Annotated in this window: 19 protein-coding genes; 8 read left to right on the forward strand and 11 right to left on the reverse strand. The window is 70.7% G+C overall.

Features of this window, described 5'->3' with window-relative positions; translation table 11 throughout:
• The first annotated feature begins 77 nt into the window (after positions 1-77).
• On the forward strand, positions 78-614 hold the full coding sequence (locus JHW38_RS16350; RefSeq protein ID WP_207522389.1) for a GNAT family N-acetyltransferase: 537 nt from the start codon (positions 78-80) through the stop codon (positions 612-614).
• Between the two features lie 540 nt (positions 615-1,154).
• Here the strand turns inward: JHW38_RS16350 and dinB are convergent.
• Positions 1,155-2,297, reverse strand: a complete 1,143-nt coding sequence (gene dinB / locus JHW38_RS16355; protein ID WP_207522390.1) for a DNA polymerase IV — start codon at positions 2,295-2,297, stop codon at positions 1,155-1,157.
• 93 nt (positions 2,298-2,390) lie between these two features.
• Complete coding sequence (locus JHW38_RS16360; protein WP_207522391.1) at positions 2,391-2,834, reverse strand: hypothetical protein; 444 nt, start codon at positions 2,832-2,834, stop codon at positions 2,391-2,393.
• 174 nt (positions 2,835-3,008) lie between these two features.
• Between JHW38_RS16360 and JHW38_RS16365 the strand changes: the two genes are divergently transcribed.
• The 5 genes from JHW38_RS16365 (at position 3,009) to JHW38_RS16385 (ending at position 7,453) form a co-directional block, all read left to right on the forward strand.
• Positions 3,009-3,539: a hypothetical protein gene (locus JHW38_RS16365; protein ID WP_207522392.1), complete on the forward strand. Its 531-nt coding sequence runs from the start codon at positions 3,009-3,011 to the stop codon at positions 3,537-3,539.
• Entirely contained in the window at positions 3,536-3,832 is a 297-nt protein-coding gene (locus tag JHW38_RS16370; protein ID WP_207522393.1) for a hypothetical protein, read from the forward strand. Before JHW38_RS16365 ends, JHW38_RS16370 begins: the two co-directional genes overlap by 4 nt.
• A gap of 79 nt (positions 3,833-3,911) precedes the next feature.
• Positions 3,912-4,949 carry a class 1 fructose-bisphosphatase gene (locus tag JHW38_RS16375; protein WP_207522394.1) on the forward strand — a complete coding sequence of 346 codons (1,038 nt, stop codon included), beginning with the start codon at positions 3,912-3,914 and terminating at the stop codon, positions 4,947-4,949.
• 343 nt (positions 4,950-5,292) lie between these two features.
• Positions 5,293-6,753, forward strand: a complete 1,461-nt coding sequence (locus JHW38_RS16380; RefSeq protein ID WP_207522395.1) for a sigma-54 dependent transcriptional regulator — start codon at positions 5,293-5,295, stop codon at positions 6,751-6,753.
• 49 nt (positions 6,754-6,802) lie between these two features.
• Positions 6,803-7,453, forward strand: a complete 651-nt coding sequence (locus JHW38_RS16385; protein WP_207522396.1) for a hypothetical protein — start codon at positions 6,803-6,805, stop codon at positions 7,451-7,453.
• 82 nt (positions 7,454-7,535) lie between these two features.
• On the opposite strand, the gene JHW38_RS16390 is transcribed toward JHW38_RS16385, so the two are convergent.
• From JHW38_RS16390 to JHW38_RS16420, 7 genes are all read right to left on the reverse strand, one after another.
• Positions 7,536-8,879 carry a transporter gene (locus tag JHW38_RS16390; RefSeq protein WP_207522397.1) on the reverse strand — a complete coding sequence of 448 codons (1,344 nt, stop codon included), beginning with the start codon at positions 8,877-8,879 and terminating at the stop codon, positions 7,536-7,538.
• A gap of 33 nt (positions 8,880-8,912) precedes the next feature.
• A complete protein-coding gene (locus JHW38_RS16395) occupies positions 8,913-9,578 on the reverse strand; it encodes a hypothetical protein (protein WP_207522398.1) in 666 nt (221 codons plus the stop codon).
• A 135-nt stretch (positions 9,579-9,713) separates the two neighbouring features.
• Positions 9,714-10,451, reverse strand: a complete 738-nt coding sequence (locus JHW38_RS16400; protein ID WP_207522399.1) for a C39 family peptidase — start codon at positions 10,449-10,451, stop codon at positions 9,714-9,716.
• A gap of 73 nt (positions 10,452-10,524) precedes the next feature.
• Positions 10,525-11,337 carry a hypothetical protein gene (locus tag JHW38_RS16405; protein WP_207522400.1) on the reverse strand — a complete coding sequence of 271 codons (813 nt, stop codon included), beginning with the start codon at positions 11,335-11,337 and terminating at the stop codon, positions 10,525-10,527.
• A gap of 55 nt (positions 11,338-11,392) precedes the next feature.
• A complete protein-coding gene (locus JHW38_RS16410) occupies positions 11,393-12,154 on the reverse strand; it encodes a hypothetical protein (protein WP_207522401.1) in 762 nt (253 codons plus the stop codon).
• A 55-nt stretch (positions 12,155-12,209) separates the two neighbouring features.
• Positions 12,210-12,830 carry a hypothetical protein gene (locus JHW38_RS16415; protein WP_207522402.1) on the reverse strand — a complete coding sequence of 207 codons (621 nt, stop codon included), beginning with the start codon at positions 12,828-12,830 and terminating at the stop codon, positions 12,210-12,212.
• Positions 12,827-13,381 carry a hypothetical protein gene (locus JHW38_RS16420; protein WP_207522403.1) on the reverse strand — a complete coding sequence of 185 codons (555 nt, stop codon included), beginning with the start codon at positions 13,379-13,381 and terminating at the stop codon, positions 12,827-12,829. The genes JHW38_RS16415 and JHW38_RS16420 overlap by 4 nt, the downstream gene beginning before the upstream one ends.
• Positions 13,382-13,778: 397 nt before the next feature.
• On the opposite strand from JHW38_RS16420, the gene JHW38_RS16425 reads away from it, so the two are divergent.
• Positions 13,779-14,531, forward strand: a complete 753-nt coding sequence (locus tag JHW38_RS16425) for a 2OG-Fe(II) oxygenase (protein WP_207522404.1) — start codon at positions 13,779-13,781, stop codon at positions 14,529-14,531.
• A 152-nt stretch (positions 14,532-14,683) separates the two neighbouring features.
• On the opposite strand, the gene JHW38_RS16430 is transcribed toward JHW38_RS16425, so the two are convergent.
• Together JHW38_RS16430 and JHW38_RS16435 are read right to left on the reverse strand one after the other, a co-directional pair.
• Positions 14,684-15,118, reverse strand: a complete 435-nt coding sequence (locus JHW38_RS16430) for a response regulator (protein ID WP_031374300.1) — start codon at positions 15,116-15,118, stop codon at positions 14,684-14,686.
• Positions 15,111-16,298: a sensor histidine kinase gene (locus JHW38_RS16435; RefSeq protein WP_207522405.1), complete on the reverse strand. Its 1,188-nt coding sequence runs from the start codon at positions 16,296-16,298 to the stop codon at positions 15,111-15,113. Before JHW38_RS16435 ends, JHW38_RS16430 begins: the two co-directional genes overlap by 8 nt.
• Before the next feature lie 136 nt (positions 16,299-16,434).
• Here JHW38_RS16435 and JHW38_RS16440 point away from each other — a divergent pair, with 136 nt between their 5' ends.
• The gene (locus JHW38_RS16440; protein WP_207522406.1) at positions 16,435-18,231 is read left to right on the forward strand and encodes an SLC13 family permease; all 1,797 of its coding nucleotides are present in this window, start codon (positions 16,435-16,437) and stop codon (positions 18,229-18,231) included.
• Positions 18,232-18,502: the final 271 nt, after the last annotated feature.

Genomic DNA, 18,502 nt, shown 5'->3' on the forward strand with positions numbered 1-18,502 from the left:
CCGCCGCGTCCGCGGACTCCCGTCGCGATGCTACCGCGTCGCCGCGCCCCTCACCCGCCGCTTACCGGAAACCCGCGATGAACCCCCAGCTCGCCGTGACCCGTTCCGACCCCATGCCCGCCGCCGCGCCGGCCGTCCTGCGCGTGCGCGCGGTGACCCGCGCCGACGCCGCGACCCTGATCGCGCTGTGCCAGGAGCACGCCGACCGCCGCGAACTGGAGCGCCGCCCCTACGGCCCCGCGCGCGCGGATGCGCTGGAGCTGATGGAAGTGCTGTTCGAGCCCCCGTACGGCGCCTGGGCGTGGCTGGCCGAGGCCGACGGCGAGGCGGTCGGCTACGCCAGCGCCACCGCTGGCTTCTCGATGCTCGAACGAGCGTACTGCCTGCAACTCGACGATCCCTACGTGCGCGAGCCGTGGCTCGGGTGCGGCGTGGAGGCCGAATTGCTGCGCCATGCGCTGGACGCGGCGCGCCGCTTCGGCTGCCTGAACCTGCAATGCCAGTCGCCGCAATGGAGCCAGGCCGCGCGCGCGCTGGACGCGCCGTTGCGCGCGGTGCGGGTCGAGGCGGTGAAGTACGTGGTGCGCATGGACGAGGACGCCGCGCAAGCGTAAGCGCGAGGGAGCCGGGCCGGCGCTGTCTCCCCCGGCGCGGGTCCGGCTCCGTTCGCGCGGCGATGTTCATACCGTCGATGACATCGGCGGCGGCGATGAACGTCCGCAGGCAATGCGGTCTGCGTCGTCGATGCAGCACCGCGGTCTGAACTCGCGCGATTTCCACGCGGCCAAGCCCCACGTTCTCGCCGACAGTTACCGCAAGAGCAAAAAAGGATTCCGGCGAACACCGGAATCCTTTCTGCTGTTGCCTTTGCATTAGCTTGTCCGCTCCCCCCGCCGCCCCGAATTCGCCACAGGCAACCGTAGACCCGAAGGGCGCGCGCATGGATGCGCGCGTGCGGGACCGGGCCAGGATGGCCCTTGTCCCGCATCCCCGCGCAGGCATCGAACGATAGTGGCTCTTGATTCGAAAACAAGGAAAGCGCCTTTCTTTGGTTACTTTCTTTGGCAAGACAAAGAAAGTGACCCGGCCGCTTGCGGACGGAAGCTATTGATCTCCGCTTGTCATCACGCGACACAGCGACGACAGCGAAAGCATCAATCGTCCATCTCGTCCGACAAAGCCGCCTCCGCATCCTCCAACGCGAACGACGCCGCGAACAGATCCGACTGCGCCAACGCCTCGCCTTCCTCTGCAAACCCCGACAACCCCACGCCGACCAACCGATACAAGGTCTCTTCCGGCAACTCCACCCGCGCGCGCAAGGCCCAGGCGATGTCAGCCAGTTCGCGCTCGCTGCCCGGCGGCTGCGGCGGAGTCAGGCTGCGGGTCAAAATGCGAAAGTCGGACGTCTTGAGCTTGAGCACCACAGTGCGCGCAATCCGCCCCGGCCGCCGCTGCAACTCGCGCCGATACCCCGCCCAAGTCTTGCCGGCCAGCGCCCGGATCTCAGCCTCGGTACGCTCCAACGGCACGTCGCGTTCGAACGTGTCTTCCGAAGAAATCTGCAAGGTCGGCCGTTCCGGCTCGACCGGATGCTCGTCGATCCCGTAAGCGAGTTCGTGCAGCCGCCGCCCCCAGCGCCCGAAGCGCTGCTCCAGCTCCAGCGCCCCGAACGCGCGCAAGTCGGCGACGGTCGCCACGCCCAGCTCGGCGAGCTTGCCCTCCATGACCTTGCCCACGCCCGGCAACCGCCCCACCGCCAGCGGCGCGAGAAACGCCTCGACCTGATGCGGCTTGACCACGAACAGCCCATCGGGCTTGTTCCAGTCCGAAGCGATCTTGGCCACGAACTTGTTCGGCGCCACGCCGGCCGACGCGGTCAGCTGGGTTTCCTCGCGGATCGACGCGCGGATCGCCTGCGCGGTCGCGGTCGCCGAGGGCAGGCCGGTCTTGGTCGCGGTGACGTCGAGATAGGCCTCGTCCAGCGACAAGGGTTCGATCAGATCGGTGTGGCGCGCGAAGATCTCGCGCACCTGGCGCGAGACCGCCTTGTAGCGGACGAAATCCGGCGGCACGAACACCGCCTGCGGGCACAGCCGCTCGGCGCGCACCGCCGGCATCGCCGAGCGCACCCCGAACACCCGCGCCTCGTAGCTGGCCGCGCACACCACCGAGCGCGCGCCGCGCCAGGCCACCACCACCGGGCGGCCGCGCAGGGAAGCGTCGTCGCGCTGTTCGACCGACGCGTAGAACGCGTCCATGTCGACATGCAGGACTTTGCGCGGAGCGGCGGACACGGAAGGCGGCGGAGGCGAACGCGGACAGGGCGAGCGATGCGGAACATGGTAGCCGTTCCGCCCGCGCCGTCCGCGCCGCGCCCGCCGCCGCGGTCACTCCGCGTAGGTCGGCACCAGCGCGCCGTTGCTGTCGAGCCCGGCGCCGTACTGGCCGTCGCCGTAGCTGTACACCGGCGGGTTGCCGAGCGTGGCCAGCAGCGCCTGATAGGCCTGCGGCACGCTTTCCTGCCAGACCGCGATCTGGCCGATCACGAACACCGAGGCCGGGTTGTAGCCCCAGCTGTCGAGGATCTCGGCGACCGTGGGCACGTCGTTGACCGCGAACACGTTGCCCTGGTCGTCGGCGACGCTGAGGTGGATGCCGATGATCCGCGCGCCGGCGTCGTTGCGCGCGCATACGCCGATGCAGGAGGTGAAGGGGGTGAACTGGATCGTGGACTGGGTGTCGTTGCCCTGCGGCGGAACGTTGTCGGCCGAACCCCAGCGGCGCTCGGGGATGGCCAGGGGCGTGTTGCTGAACTCGATCGCGTACGGCATGGCTGCGCTCCGGAAACCCGCGGCGGATTGCCGCGCGGCGAACCTAGCCGGCGGCGCGCGGCGCCGCCATTGCGGGCGCGGTCCGCAGGCGCGCGGCGCCGACGCAGCGCACAAACCCCGCAACCGCGCGCCGGCGCGCTTCACGTCGCCGGCGCCGGCGCGTTCATCCGGGGCATGAACCTGCACGCCTCGCCGATCCCGACCGCCGCGTCCGCGGCCCCGCCCTGTTTCGCCGGCCTGCCGGCGCCCGACAGCGACGATTTCGAAACCCTCAGCGCGTTCTGCGACACCCACCGGATCGACGCGCTGGCGGCGCTGCCGTGGGTCGCGGCCGAAGTCGCCCAGTCCTGCGGCTTCGCCGCGATGCTGCGGCTGGCGCACCGCCACGGCGGCCGCCGCGTCTACCTGCCGCGCGGCCGCAACGCCTGCGCCGCGCGCCTGGGCCTGGAACTGGACGCGGCCGCGCACCGGCGCCTGCTCGACCGCGCCAGCGCCGCCGGCACGATCGAGATTCCCTCGGCCTGGGGCGTGTTCGTGGCCCTGCGCCGGGTCGCGATCCGCGCCGCGCTGCGCGCCGGCTGCGACCAGCGCGAGATCGCCCATGCCTTCGGCGTGACCGAGCGCCATCTGCGCCGCGAAGTCGATTCGCTGCAGGTGCGCGCCGGCGACGCGGCGGCGCGCACGCCGCCGGACGTGCGCCAGTGAGCGCGCGCGCGGCTGCCGCGACGATCGAACGGGCGGTGATGGTGCGCCGCGACGGCCCGCGCGGCCGCTGGATCCTGCACACCGCGGTCGACTTCCTGCGCGTGGACGACGGCGCCCGCATCGCCTGCGACTACTTCGAAGTCGCGCCCGCGCCCGGGCAGCTGTGCTGGATCCGGGTCGCCGCGCCGCATCCGGACGCCGGCACCTGGCTGGCCCGTTTCGACCACAGCTACAACGTGGTCTTCGACTTCGTCGACCTGCGCCCGGCCGAGCCCGCGCCCGGCGAAAACTGAACGGGCCGGGGCCTGCGCACGACGGCGCGTCGCCGACTTCGGCGACAATGGCGCCCCCTCGCCGCCAGCGTCCGAGCCCATGTCCGCCGTTCTCACGCCCAGCTCCGCCATCTCCCTGACCCGTTACCTGATCGAAGAACAGCGCGCCGGCCGCATCAACGCCGACCTGCGCCTGCTGATCGAAGTGGTCGCGCGCGCCTGCAAGACGATTTCCATCGCGGTCGGCAAGGGCGCCCTCGGCGGCGTGCTCGGCGATGCCGGCACCGGCAATATCCAAGGCGAAGCGCAGAAGAAGCTCGACGTGCTCAGCAACGAGATCCTGCTCGAAGCCAACGCCTGGGGCGGCCACCTCGCCGGCCTGGCCTCGGAGGAGATGGACACCTCGCACCCGATCCCCGACGTCTACCCGCGCGGCAACTACCTGCTGCTGTTCGATCCCCTCGACGGCTCGTCGAACATCGACGTCAACATTTCCGTCGGCACCATCTTCTCGGTGCTGCGCGCGCCCGAAGGCGTGACCCAGGCGCAGGACAAGGACTTCCTGCAGGCCGGCACCGAACAGGTCTGCGCCGGCTACACCACCTACGGCCCCAGCACCATGCTGGTGCTGACCATCGGCAACGGCACCCACGCCTTCACCCTCGACCGCGAAGTCGGCAGCTTCGTGCTGACCACCCGCAACATGCGCATTCCCGAAGACACCCAGGAATTCGCGGTCAACATGTCCAACCAGCGCCATTGGCAGCCGCCGATGCAGCGCTACGTCGGCGACCTGCTCGCCGGCAAGCAAGGCCCGCGCGGCAAGGACTTCAACATGCGCTGGGTCGCCTCGATGGTCGCCGACGTGCACCGCATCCTGACCCGCGGCGGCATCTTCAGCTACCCGCTCGACGCCAAGTGCGCCGACAAGGGCGGCAAGCTGCGGCTGATGTACGAAGCCAACCCGATGGCGCTGCTGGTCGAGCAGGCCGGCGGCGCGGCCAGTACCGGCCGCCAGCGCATGCTGGAAGTGGCGCCGACCGGGCTGCATCAGCGGGTGCCGGTGTTCCTCGGCAGCAAGAGCGAAGTCGAGGCGGCGGTGCGCTATCACCGCGAGTTCGATTCCGAGCAGCCGTAAGCGGCCGATAAGCCCGACCCGGCCTGCAGCATCGGCCGCATCGCGCGGCGGCGAACCGCAACGTCGCCGCGCGGCAACCGCGATTCGCGGCGATCCGGCCGCGCGCGCCGGATTTTCCGGCATCCGCGACGACGCGCGCGCGGTGTCGCTTGCCACGATCCAATGCGCACGCCGCGCCCGCGCACCCCAACATCTGGCGTCTTGCGCGCGCCCCGCCGTGCCCAGCCGCTAAAACGCACCGCGCCGACCCGACCGGCCGTCGGTGGCCGGCTTCCGCTGGTCACTGCGTTGGAGTAAGAACTGGAATCAATTGCGCAGTTTTGCGCGCGCGGGGATCGAACTCATGGCCAACGGGATCCGCAGCGATCTGGCGTACCGTCACGCCGTCGCGGCGCCGGTCAGGGCCGCCGCCGCGCGCGGCGACGGCGCGCGCGAACTGCTCTACCTCAGCCCCGGCGGCGCCGGCCGCATGCACGCGCTGGCCCCGTTGCAGAACCTGGGCTGGACCCTGCGCCGCGCCCACGACGCGCGCGCCGCGCTGCGCCAGCTGCAATCCAGCCCGCGCCTGCCGCACGCAGTGCTGATCGATCTGCGCGAAGGCTTCGAAGCGCGCGACCTCGACGACCTCGGCCCGGCCCTGGCCGCGCACAACGCCGGCTGGATCGCCGGCGTCGCCGCCGCCCAGCTCGAACACGAGCCGACCCGCCGGCTGATCCGCGACTACTGCTACGACTACGTCACCCTGCCGTGCCCGGAAGCGGTGCTGCATACGGTGATCGGCCACGCCTACGGCATGGCCGCGCTGGCCTGCGGCGCCGACGGCCACGGCGCGCTCGGCGACGCCGGCCTGGACGGCATGATCGGCGAGAGCGAACCGATCCGCGCGCTGTGCCGCGGCCTGCACAAGGCCGCCGGCACCGACGCGCCGGTGTTCATCGCCGGCGAAACCGGCACCGGCAAGGAACTCGCGGCGATGGCGGTGCACCGCCACTCGCACCGCGCGCGCCAGCCGTTCGTGGCGATCAACTGCGGCGCGATCCCGCACAACCTGGTGCAGTCGGAACTGTTCGGCTTTGAGCGCGGCGCGTTCACCGGCGCGCAGCAGCGCAAGCTCGGCCGGATCGAAATGGCCCACGGCGGCACCTTGTTCCTCGACGAGATCGGCGACCTGCCGCTGGACAGCCAGGCCTCGCTGCTGCGCTTCCTGCAACAGGGCACGATCGAACGCCTCGGCGGCCACGAGCCGATCCCGGTCGACGTGCGCATCGTCTCGGCGACCCACCACGACCTCGACCACGCCGTCGCCGAAGGCAAGTTCCGCGCCGACCTCTACCACCGCCTGTGCGTGCTGCGCCTGCGCCAGCCGCCGCTGCGCGAACGCGGCGGCGACATCGACCTGCTCGCCGACCACGCCCTGCAGCGTTATGCGCAGGAAACCTCGCGCGGCATCAAGGGCTTCTCGCCGTGCGCGCGGCTGGCCCTGCACCGCCACGACTGGCCCGGCAACGTGCGCGAACTGATCAACCGCGTGCGCCAGGCCGTGGTCATGGCCGAAGGCCGCTACCTCACCGCCGCCGACCTGCACATCGGCGACGCCGCGATCGGCGCGCCGATGACCCTCGACGAAGCCCGCGACGCGGCCACGCGCGAGGCGATCGAGCGCGCGTTGCAGCGCAACCGCGGGCGGCTCGGCGAATCGGCGCGCGAGCTCGGGGTGTCGCGGGTGACGTTGTATCGGTTGATGCAGCGGCTCGCCATGCGCGGCACTGACGAAAATATGAATGGCGAACTAGAGATCGTTTGAAGTTTCAACGCCACCGGATCAGGAGCAAAGGATGGGCCCACGCATATCCGTGAACAAGCTCGGCGAGTACATGACTGCGACGCCATCTAGACGTCGACAAATTGTTAAGGATCAGAAGAACAAACCTGCCTTCAAAGCAGCCAGATATAAAGATGCCCGCGAGATAATTACTACTTTCATAGCATCTGGAATGATCGATGATGAAGTAGCGCTAGATGCCGCCGAAGCTTTGCGAGAAGATCAAAGCGGAACGGATTTCGCTATACAAGATCGATTCAACTGCGCTGACGCAATCGAAAAATTCGTCGAGCTCAGCGGAGACATTGATCTGGGAAGTCTAGTTCCGATCGCCAGTCCTGAAGCAGCCTCTGACTCGCTCGAGCTCTCTGGAGTTCGCGTAAGCATACGCCCGGACGCTCTACTTCTGGATAAGGACTCCCATGAGGTTGTCGGATGCATCAAGCTACACTTCGCAAAAAGCCAGCCATTGGACGAAAAAGGTGGGGCGTACGTCGCGACGGCTATGCGTGCTTACTTAGAGACGGTGATTTCGTCGCCTTCCGTCGTTAATCCAACACGGTGCTATGTAGTCGATATAGCGACAAGAACCATCTACCTCGCGCCGAAAGCAGTAAAACGGCGCATGGACGATCTTTCTGCCGCATGCGAAGAAATCAAGGATCGATGGGCTAACCTCTAAAAGAAATCGGGGCGGAAACCCTCCGCCCCGTCCCCGGGCACAGCGCGACGCCATTCCCCGCAAGCGATGCCGCGCGGCGCTTTCAGAACGAACGCGAACCGCGCAGCGAAAACACGAAATTCGGCGCGTCCGGGGTCAGCCCCGCGGCGATCTGGCCGTTGAAGGTCCAGCCCGAGGGCAGCACGTAGCTGGCGCCGATGTTGAGCGTGGTCGAATTGCTGGAGCTGCCGGCGACGCGCCGCTTCGCTGCACCCGGCGCGGTGATGTGGGTCGCGCCGGTGGCCGCGGTGGCGACGCTGAAGCTGACCGCCGAGCGGTCGTTGAGCGCGATCGCCAGGCCGCCGCTGAGCTGCACGGTGTTGCCCAGCGCCACCCGCGCCGGCGAGACCTGTTCGGCCACCGGCGAGATGTCGTCGAAATCGGCCGGCTGGTTGTAGGTGTAGCCGATGTTGCCGAACAGGATCACCGGGTCGTAGGTGCGCAGCGCCGAGACGTTGAACGTCGCTGCCCACACGCCCGAGCCGGTCGGTAGGTCTTCGGGGATGTTGAGGTTGTTGTTGTCGCCGTCGGGCTGGATCAGCTTGAGCCCGAACGGATCGCGCCCGGTCGGCGCGCGCACGCGCAGGCTGGTGACGATGTCGGGCCAGCGCTGCGATTCCTTGACCCACTGGTAGTACGCCGCGACGCTCGCATCGCCGACGCCCTGCGAGCGCATGCGCACTTCGCTGACCACGCTGGACGCGCCGCCGGCGCCGCCGCTGACGAAGCGCGAGTCGCGGTAGACGTAAGGCAGCGAGGCTTCGAGGCTGAGCCGGTCGCTGAGGCCGTAGCGGCCGCTGAGTTCGAAGGTGCCGACGCTGGCCTTGGTCTGGTCGAGGTTGATGCTGCCGAGGAAGATCGCGTCGAGCGCGAGGAATCCGCTGAGCGCGAGTTGGCGGCGGTCGTAGTAGCTGTAGCTGAAGCCGGCGTCGAGGGTGAACTTGCGTTCGAACAGCGGCGCGTGTTCGCGCACGACCAGGGCTTTTTCCTGCTCGCGGCGCTGGGCGTCTTCTTCGCGCTGGGCCTGGCCGACCTGGATCGGTGCGTTGGCCGATCCGTCGGCGACTGCTGCGTTGTTGTCGCCGGCTTTGCGCCGCGCATCCTCGGCCAGCTCGCGCGCATCGCGCGGCACGCCTTGCTGCGCGCCATCGGGCGCGTCGGCCTGCGGCGCGCTCAGGCCGCGTCCGTGCTGAGCCAGTTCTAGCCGGTCGACTTCGTCGCGCAAGCGCTCGATTTCGGCGCGCTGCGCGGTCAGTTCGTTGCTCATGTCGAGCATGCGTTGATGCAGCGACTTGAAATCCGCGGCGGCGGCGTCTTCGCCGGCATGCGCCGGCGCGCTCAACGCGAGCGCTACGGCGAACGACAGCGGGGCGAGGGCAATGCGCATGATCGTGCCTCCATGCCTTGGGTGCGGTGGGCGTCAGCGCGGCAGCGCGCGCAGGCCTTCGAGCGCCTGCTGCAGGCCGAGCTGGCGGCTCATCTGCGGCGTCATCGCCGCGGTGACGATCTGCAATTGCAGGCGGTTGCCGGCGCTGACGCCGTCGCCGGCGATGCGCCCGCTCTGGGCGATGCCGCCGAGGCCGCCGCCGTCCAGGCGCTGTTGCAGCGACACGCCCGGCGCCTGCACGCCGACCTGCGCGCCGCCGTCGAGGAAGGTCACCTGCGCGCGCAGCGCGCCGGCGGCGCTGTCGCTGTGGGTCTGGCCGTTGAAGCCGGACGCGTCCAGGTCGGCGCGCGCGCGGTCGACGAAATCGATCGAGGCCAGGTTCGACAACCGGTTGCCGTCGCCGGCGATCTGCGCGATCTGGCCGATGCCTTGCACGCGCACCGCGTCGGCGCCCGAGGCATCGGCATGGGCGAGCGGCGCATCGGCGCCGACCGCCGCGCTGCTGCGCGCGTCGCTGCGCACGCTGTAGCCGTCGCCGTCGCGCAGCACCAGCAGCGAACCGGTAGCGATAGCCGCGCCTTGCTGCGGCGTGGCCACGCTGGAAATCAGGTCCACGCGCAGGCCGATCAGCATGTGCGCGTCGTAGTAGCGTCCGCTGAGCGTCGCCAACGTGGCGTCGTCGACGATCTGCGCGCGCACCGGCGCGCGCTGCGCGGGTGGCAGGGCGGCCGCGGGTTGCGCCGCGGCCGCCGCTGCCGCGAGGGCCGTGAACAGGACACAGGGGAGTGATGGGCGGTTCATCGGGCACCTCGAAACGAAAACCTCGATTACGGTTCAGAACAGGTCCGACAGCGACAGCGTGTACTCGACCGCGCGCGGCGCGGCGGTGGCGCGTTGCAGCGCGTCGCCGCGGCGTTGCAATGCCGGCGAGCTGCGGTCGAAGACCAGATAGGAGTCGGCGCGCATCGGTCGGTCGCCGACCACCGCCAGGACGATGCCGTTCCAGCCGCGCACGAACTCGGCTTCCGGCATCACCCGATGGCCCAGCGCCGGATCGGCGACGAACACGCGTCCGCCGGCCGCGCCCTTGACCACGACGAAGTGGCGATAGCCGCGGATGTCGAGCAGCGCGATCACCGGCATCTGCAGGCGGTACAACGCGTCGGCGTCGATGCGGAAGCCGTGCGCGCGCAGGCCGATGCTTTCGACGTAACGCTTCATGTCGAGCATCGAAAACCCGTTGCGCACGACTTCGCGCGGATCCACGCCGACCATCATCTTTTCGATCAGCGCCGGCTCGTCGACGTCGAGGCCGTAGCCGTAATGCAGCAGGCTGGCCAACGCGGCCGAGCCGCAGCTGAAGTCGTAGCGCTGGCGCAGCAGTTCGCGATAGCGCAGGTCGCGCAGGGTGCGCATCGGCTTGACCATCGGGGTCGGGCCGGCGCCGGTGAGGCGGGTCAGGTCGATCGGGCTGTAGCGCTCGCCGGGCGAGACTGCGTTCTGCGCGCGCGCGGCGCCGCAGGCGGCAAGAGCGAACGCGAGCGTGGCGGCGATAGCGCGCAAGGCGTGCATGGCGGCGAGGTCGAGAGAAAGTCGGGAAGGCCGCGATGGCCGATGCGCGGCCATCGCGGTGCGGCGGGGGAGGTCAGTCGCCGCAATGGGTGCAGGTCGGCGGCGGCGGCGGCGGCGCGCAGGCGCCGCACGACGCGGTGGCGATCGCCAGACCGTTGTGCTGCAGATTGCCGACGCCCGACGCCACGTTGACGCCGATGTTGCCCTGCGCGCCGGACAGCGCGCTGCCGCCGAGCGAGGCGTACAGGTCCAGGCTGATGCGGCGGCCGTCGCTGTCGAGCAGGTTCGACGTCGCCGACTGTTCGCTGTCGGCGCTGGCCAGGGCCAAGGTGCCGGAGCTGTTCACCGAAGCGGCCATGGCGTTGCCTTGCGCGTTGCCGACGCCGGCGGCGACGTTGACGCCGATGTTGCCCTTGGCGTTCGACAGCGCATTGCCGTCGAGCGTGGCGCGGTAGAAAGTCTGGTCGGTGCTGGTGGTGGCGAAGTTGGCGTACGAAGACTGCGAACCGAACGTCATCGCCGAGGCGAAGACTTTTTCGCCGTCGACTGCCGACAGCGCGGTGTCGTTGCTCTGCGCGTTGCCGACGCCGGCGGCGACGTTGACGCCGAGGTTGCCCTGGGCATTGGACAAGGCGTTATCGCCCAGGTGCGCGCTGTGGTCGCCGTCGCCGAGCGAGGCGTTGGCTTCGGTGCTCTGGTCCTGGTCCACGGTCGCGGCCGATTGCGAGGCCACGCGGACCTGGCCGCGCACCTTGACCCGGCCGGATACGTCGATGCGGTTGCCGACGTAGGTATCGCTGTGGATGCGCGCGTCGTCGCCCTCGGCCAGGGCCGGCAAGGCCACCGCGGCGAGCGCGAGCGCCAACAAGCAGTGTTGGAGTTTCATCTTCGTTCTCCGTCAGGCGCTGCGGCCGCGGCGCGACGCCGCGGCCGCGCGCGCGTCATTGGCAGCTGCCGCACGAAGCGGTGGCGATCGACAGGCCGTTGTGCTGCAGGTTGCCGACGCCGGCGGCGACGTTGGCGCCGATGTTGCCCTGCGCGCCCGACAGCGCGCTGCCGCCGAGGGTGGCGAAGGTGTCCAGGTCGCAGGCCGCGGCCAGTTCGTTGAGCCAGCTGTGCTGCTCGCTGTCGGAAGCGGCCTTGGCGATCGTGCCGGAGCTGTTGACCGAGGCGGCCATGCCGTTGCTCTGCGCATTGCCGACGCCGGCGCCGACGTTGACGCCGATGTTGCCCTTGGCGTTCGACAGCGCGCTGCCGTCGAGCGTGGCGCTGTAGTAGGTGTCCTGCTGGCTCGAATAGGCGTAGTTGAAGCCGGCCTTCTGGTCGTTGAACACCATCGCCGAGGCGAACACCTTCTCGCCGTCGACCGCCGACAGCGCGGTGTCGTTGCTCTGCGCGTTGCCGACGCCGGCGGCGACGTTGGCGCCCATATTGCCCTGGGCGTTCGACATCGCGCTGCCGCCCATGTGGGCGTCGTGGTCGCCGTCGCCGAGCGAGGTGTTGGCCAGGGTGTTCTGGTCCTGGTCCACGGTCGCGGCCGATTCGGACGCGACCCGGATCTTGCCCTTGACCGCGACGCGGCCGCCGACGTGGATGCGGTTGCTGATCGAGGTGTCGCTGTGGATGCGGGCGTCGTCGCCTTCGGCGTAAGCAGGCGCGGCGACGGCCAGGGCGAGGGCGAGCAGGGTCAGTTGCGCTTTCATGGTCTCTCTCCTGAAGGGTGGTGGGTGTCGCGACTGCATTCCGCCGTTGTGGTTGTTATGGAGCGCTCCCCGGCAGTCGGAGCACGATGGCGTTGACCGACGCGTTGCCGGCCCCCGCCGTCTGGTTGAGTTGCAGCACGCCCTGGCCGCCGCGGAAGGCGTCGTCGGCGATGGCGGCGTCGCGCAGGCTCGGCGCGCGCCGGTTCTCCAGCGGCGCGGACGGCGGGCCGGCGATCTGCGCCAGGGCCGCGTCGTCGAGCGCGGCGGCGCCGCCGCGCGCCAGCGCGAACTGGTTGAGCTGGGCATTGCCGGCGCCGGCGCTTTGGTTGAGTTGCAGCAGGCCGCTGGCGTCGGCGAACGCGCCGGCGCCGATGCGCGCCTGCGCGTTACGCGCGGCGGCGGCGGGGTCGGGACGTTCGGCTTGCTGATGCGCGTTGGCGGCGGCGAGCGCGATGCCGTCCGGGGTCAGCGCCAGCGCGGCCTGATTGGCCTGCGCATTGCCCTGGCCCGCGGCTTGGTTGATCGCCGCGCGGCCGTCGAGGCCGCGGCCGGCTGCGCCGATCTCGGCGCGGTCGAGCGGCGGCTCGGCGCGGCCGTCGCCGGCGATCGCGGTCGCCAGGAGGCAGCCGATCAGCCACCAAGGCGCATGCCGCAGCGGGCGCGCGCGCGCGTTCACCGCCCGCTCCCGGTCGGCGGCGGCGCGACGGCGGACGGCATCGCCGCCTGCATCACCGCACCGCTGATCGTGTCGCCGAGGCCGGCGGTGGCGCCGATCACCGCGCCGCCGACGCTGGCGCTGGCGCCGAGCGGCGCCGACGCCGCCGGGCCGCCGAACGCGTTGCCTGCGCCGACGCCCGCCGACGGCACCAGCAACCCGGTCACCGCGCCGGCGGCCGCGGCCACGCCGATGCCGCCGGAACCGTGCTGGCCGAGCGCGGCATCGTCGAGCAGCGGCGCCAGCGAACGGTCGAGGGTGGCGTGGAACACCCGGCCCGGGAACGTCGTCGCCTCGGTGCGCACCGGGTTGTCCTGCACCGGCAGCGCGCGATACGCGATGCGCGGGTACACCGTGCGGGCGACGATCACGCTCGGGTCGGGGCCGGGTTCGGCCGCGTGCGCGCCCGGCGCGGCGGCGACGGCGATGGCCAGCGCGGCGCACGCCAGCGCGCGGCGGTGGAGGGCGACGGCGCCGACGGTGGCGGCGCGCAGGGCGGGCAGGGACGACATGGCGGACTCCGAGAGACGGGGGGTCTCGAAACACCGGTCGCGGGGCAGGCGCGGCCGGCAGAGGGTCCTACGCCAAACCCGTGCCAACTCCGCAAGCGCTTGATCCGGCGCTGGTTTTTCGCCGTCCAGCGCGGCGTGTCCGGTGCCGCTGCGACAAAACGTTGCGCGCCGGCAACGCCCGGCCGGCGCCTCGGTGCGGACGGTTCCCCACTCAGCTTTGCGCTGTCGCAGCCGCGCATGCGCGCGGGGCCTGGCTTTGCCGCGGCTCGCGCATCGCGCCGCGCGCGCATCGCGGCCGCGTTGCGTTTTCGCAACCTCGCCACGCATGCGAGGATGGGGCGACGACGCCGTCGGCGCGTTTGTGTCCTACCCGATCCGTTCCGCCAGGTGGCCTTGCATGTCTTCCGCACCCGACGCCGTCCGCGACGCCCTGCCCGCCGCCGCCAACGGCGGCGACGATTTCATCGAGGTCTATCCGCAGGCGCTCGACCGCGCGCAATGCGCCGAGCTGATGCGGCGCTTCGACGCCAGCCGCGAGAGCGAACCCGGCCGCGTCGGCGGCGGCGTGATGCCCGACCTCAAGGACAGCCGCGACCTCACCATCACCGGCCGCGAAGGCTGGAAAGACATCGAGATCGCGCTGAACCTGGCGGTGTTCCGCGGCCTGCTGCAGTACCTGCGCCGCTATCCGCACATGATGATCGCGCCGCTGATGCTGGAAGCGCCGGGCGCCGACGGCAAGCGCCACCGCCTGACCCCCGAGCGCATGGCGCAGATGGACGACCAGCAGCTCGCGCCGATCGCCCAGACCGTGTTCCGTCCCGGCGCGATCAATCTGCAGCGCTACACCGACGGCCGCGGCGGTTATCCGTACTGGCATTGCGAGCTGTACCCGCGCGACGCCCACGCCGAAACCCTGCACCGGCACGTGCTGTGGACGATCTACCTCAACGACGGCTTCGAGGAAGGCGAAACCGAGTTCCTGTATCAGCGGCGCAAGATCGCGCCGCGCGCCGGCGACCTGCTGATCGCGCCGGCCGCGTTCACCCACACCCATCGCGGCAACCGGCCGAAGGGTGGGGACAAGTACATCGCTACGAGCTGGATCTTGTTTCAGCGCGCCGAGCGGTTGTTCGGCGGCGGGGGCTGAGCGGCGTTCGCTGCGCAGCGGAGCCGGCGGCGCGAGATTGAAAGCCCGCGGTCGCGGCTTGCGCCGCTCCTACAGGGGGCGCAGGCCGCGGCGTGGCGGCTGTGACCGCGAATTACGGGCGACGACGCGAGTTTGAAACGCGCCGCGCAGGCTCAGGGATTGCGCGGATGGTTCAACACCAGCCAATACAAGCCGACCTGCTTGACCGCCCACACGAACTGCTCGAAATCCACCGGCTTCTGGATGTAGCTGTTGACCCCGAGCGCATAGCTGGCTTCGACGTCGAACGGCTCGGTGCTGGTGGTCAGCACCACCACCGGCAGGGTCCGGGTGGGTTCGTGGGCGCGGATCGCCTGCAGCACTTCGCGGCCGTCGACCTTGGGCAGGTTGAGGTCCAGCAGCACGATCGACGGCAGGTCGTTGGGATCGCGGTCGGAGTAGCGGCCACGGGCGAACAGGTAATCCAGCGCCTCGGCGCCGTCGCCCATCACCACCAGCCTGTTGGCGATCTTGGCCTCGTCGAACGCGAGCCGGGTCAGCTCGACGTCGTCGGGGTTGTCCTCGACCAGCAGGATTTCCTTATGCATCAGCGTTTTCCTCGCCCCTCGACACGAGCGGCAACTCGACTGTGAACGTGCTGCCCGCGCCGGGCTCGGCGTGGGCGCGCAACTGGCCGCGATGGCGCTCGGCCACGCGTTGCGCGATCGCCAGGCCCAGGCCGTGGCCGCCGCCCTGGTCCGGCCCGTGCAGGCGCTGGAAGGGCTCGAACAGCTTGTGAGCATAGCGCATGTCGAAACCGCTCCCGTGGTCGCGCACGCTCAGCGCCAGCACCCCGGCGCGGACTTCGCCGGCGACCTCGATCCGCACCCGCGTCCCGGCCGGCGCCTCGGCCGGCACGGTCGAGAACTTCCAGGCGTTGTGCATCAGCTGGGTCAGCATGAGCTTGAGCAGGCGCTCGTCGCCCTCGACCTGCAAGCCGGGCTGGACGCTGACCTCGCCGCGATGGGCGGGGTCGGCGTCCTGCAGCTCGGCGCCGACCCAGTCGGCCAGCAGGCTCAGGTCGACCGGCGCGATCCGCATCTCGGCGCGGGTCACGTGCGACAGCTCGGTCAGCATCGCCAGCAGCCCGGTCATGCGGCTCGCGGCGGCGCGGATCCGGCCCAGGTAGTCGCGGTCGGTTTCGTTGAGGCGCTCGCCGGCGCGGTCGGCCAGCAACGCGGAGAAGCTTTCGATCGAACGCAGCGGCGCGCGCAGGTCGTGGGCGACCGCGTCGGCGAACAGCTGCAGCTGCCGGTGCGAGGCGTCGAGCGCGGCGCCGTGCTCGGCGACCCGCGCGCTCAGCGCGATGCCGGCCTCGCGTTCGCCGCGGATGTCGCGCATGTGCGAGATGAAGTACTGCGGCGCGCCGTCGTCGGCGCGCATCACCGCGACGTTGAGCTGCACCCACACGTCGGAGCCGTCGCTGTGCACGTAGCGCTTGTGTTCGTCGACCGAGGCCAGCTCGCCGCTGACCAGGGCGGCGACGAGGTTGTGGCTGATCGCCAGATCGTCGGGATGGGTGACGTCGCTGTAGTGCTGGCCGCGCAGTTGTTCCTCGCGGTAACCCAGCATCGCGCACAGCGCCGGATTGACCTCCAGCCACACGCCTTCGAGCGAGACGATGGCCATGCCGATGTTCGACGCCGTCATCGCCAGGCGGAAACGATCTGCCCGCGCCGGATCGTCTCCGGCCTGCGGGGCGGTCGGCAGGGCGTGCGGCAAGCTCATCGGATTGGGGGCGGATCGGACCGCAGCGTCGGCCATCGGCGGCGAAGTGGCCGGGAAGTGTAGCGAATGTGTCCGTGACGGCAGGGTGGACGGCGCACACGGCGCGGACACGGCCAACTCCCGCACAATCGCCGCCATGGACTTTTCTCAGATCGCCTTCCTGCTGATCCTGGCCGCCGCACTGTACCTGTTCGTCAGCGAACGCCTGCGGGTCGACGTGACCGCGATGCTGACCCTGCTGGCGCTGGTGCTGACCGGGGTGCTCGACGCCAAGCAGGCCTTGTCGGGCTTTGCCAGCGAACCGGCGATCATCGTCGCGGCGGTGTTCGTGATCTCCGGCGGCCTGGCCGCGACCGGCATCACCGAGCGCCTGGGCCAGTGGATCGGCCGCGCCGCCGGGCGCAGCGAGGGCCGGGCGATCGCGGTGACCATGCCGGCGGTGGCGGCGCTGTCCTCGTTCACCCACCACGTCATGGTCACGGCGATGATGCTGCCGATCCTGACCCGGTTCGCGAAGTCGCGCGGGCTGTCGGCCTCGCGCCTGCTGATGCCGATGTCGTTCGCGGCCTCGCTCGGCACCACCCTGACGCTCGTCAGCGCCCCCGCCTTCCTGCTCGCCGACAACCTGATCGAACGCACCGGCGCGCCCGGGCTGGGGATCTTCTCGATCACCCCGATCGGCCTGGCGCTGGTCGTGGTCGGCGTGCTGTACATGCTGGCCGCGCGCTGGATCCTGCCCAAGCGCAGCGGCGACCACGGCGACGACGGCTACCTGCGCCTGGACCGCTACCGCACCGAGCTGCTGGTGGTCGAGGGCTCGCGCTGGAGCACGCGGCCGCTGGCGGAGCTGCAGAAGGCGCTCGGCGACCGCTTCGTGCTGACCGGCTGGCTGCGCGACGGCGTGCGCCGCCAGGACCTGGGCCCGAGCAGCCCGCTGATCAGCGGCGACATCCTGCTGGTCGAGGCCTCGGCCGACGCGCTGGCCTCGCTGCACGACGACGCCGGCCTGGACCTCAACGCGATCGCGCGTTTCGGCGAACACGCCCAGGGCGACGGCGAGGCGCAGCTGGTGCAGGCGCTGGTCGCGCCGGGTTCGGAGTTCGTCGGCCGCAGCGTGCGCGAGCTCGACTTCGCCCGCCGCTTCAACGCGGTCATCGCCGGGCTGTGGCGGCGCGACGGCGCGGTCGCGCCGCGTCTGGCCGACGCGCGCCTGCGCGAGGGCGACCTGCTGGTGCTGTGGGGCCGGCCGGCGCGTTTCGCCGAACTGGCCGCGCACCACGGCTTCCTGATGCTGGTGCCGTTCGCCGGCGAAGCGCGGCGGCGGCTGCGCGCGCCGGTCGCGCTGGCGATCCTGGCCGCGACCGTGGTCGCCGCGGCGACCGAATGGCTGCCGGCGCCGCTGGCGTTCCTGCTCGGCGCGGTGGCGATGGTGGCCACGCGCTGCGTCGACGTGGAACAGGCCTATCGCGAGATCGACGTGCGCATCTTCGTGATGATCGCCGGCGTCATCCCGCTCGGCGTGGCGATGGAACAGACCGGCACCGCGCAGCTGCTGGCCCAGGGCATGCTGCACGTGATCGCCGGCTGGCCGCCGCTGGCGATCTTGCTGGTGATGTTCACCGTGGCCGCGCTGCTGACCCAGATCCTGTCGGACGCGGCGACCACGGTGCTGCTGGGGCCGATCGCGATCTCGCTGGCGCAATCGCTGGGCCAGCCGCCGACGCCGTTCGTGGTGTGCACCGCGCTAGGCGCGGTGGTCGCGTTCCTGACCCCGATCGGTCACCACGGCAACCTCCTCATCCTCGGCCCCGGCCAGTACCGCTTCAGCGATTTCCTGCGCATCGGCTTGCCCCTGACCGTGCTCATCGCCTTGGTCAGCGCCTGGATGGCGCGCTGGCTCTGGCTCGGCGGGCCGTTCTGGCCCGGCGGCTGAAGCCAGTCCTGCGCTTCGAGTTCGCCGGCCGGCAGGCTGACCGTGCCCGCGCCGGTCGCCGCCGGCGCCGCCGCCCAGGCCAGCAGCAGGGCCCAGGCCAACCACGCGCGGCGGTGCCGACGCGCGCGTGGGCGAACGGGCAGCGCGGCCGGCGTCCTGGCGATGGCGGGCATGGTCGGTCCTTGAGCGGCCGCGGCGAGGCGGGAGCGGTCAAGGTAGGCCTGCGGCGGGGTCGGTTGATCCGCCGAAAGTCTCGGTGAGGCAACGGGTT

Origin of the sequence: Lysobacter enzymogenes, assembly GCF_017355525.1 — a bacterium.
In the GTDB taxonomy this organism is placed as follows: domain Bacteria; phylum Pseudomonadota; class Gammaproteobacteria; order Xanthomonadales; family Xanthomonadaceae; genus Lysobacter; species Lysobacter enzymogenes_C.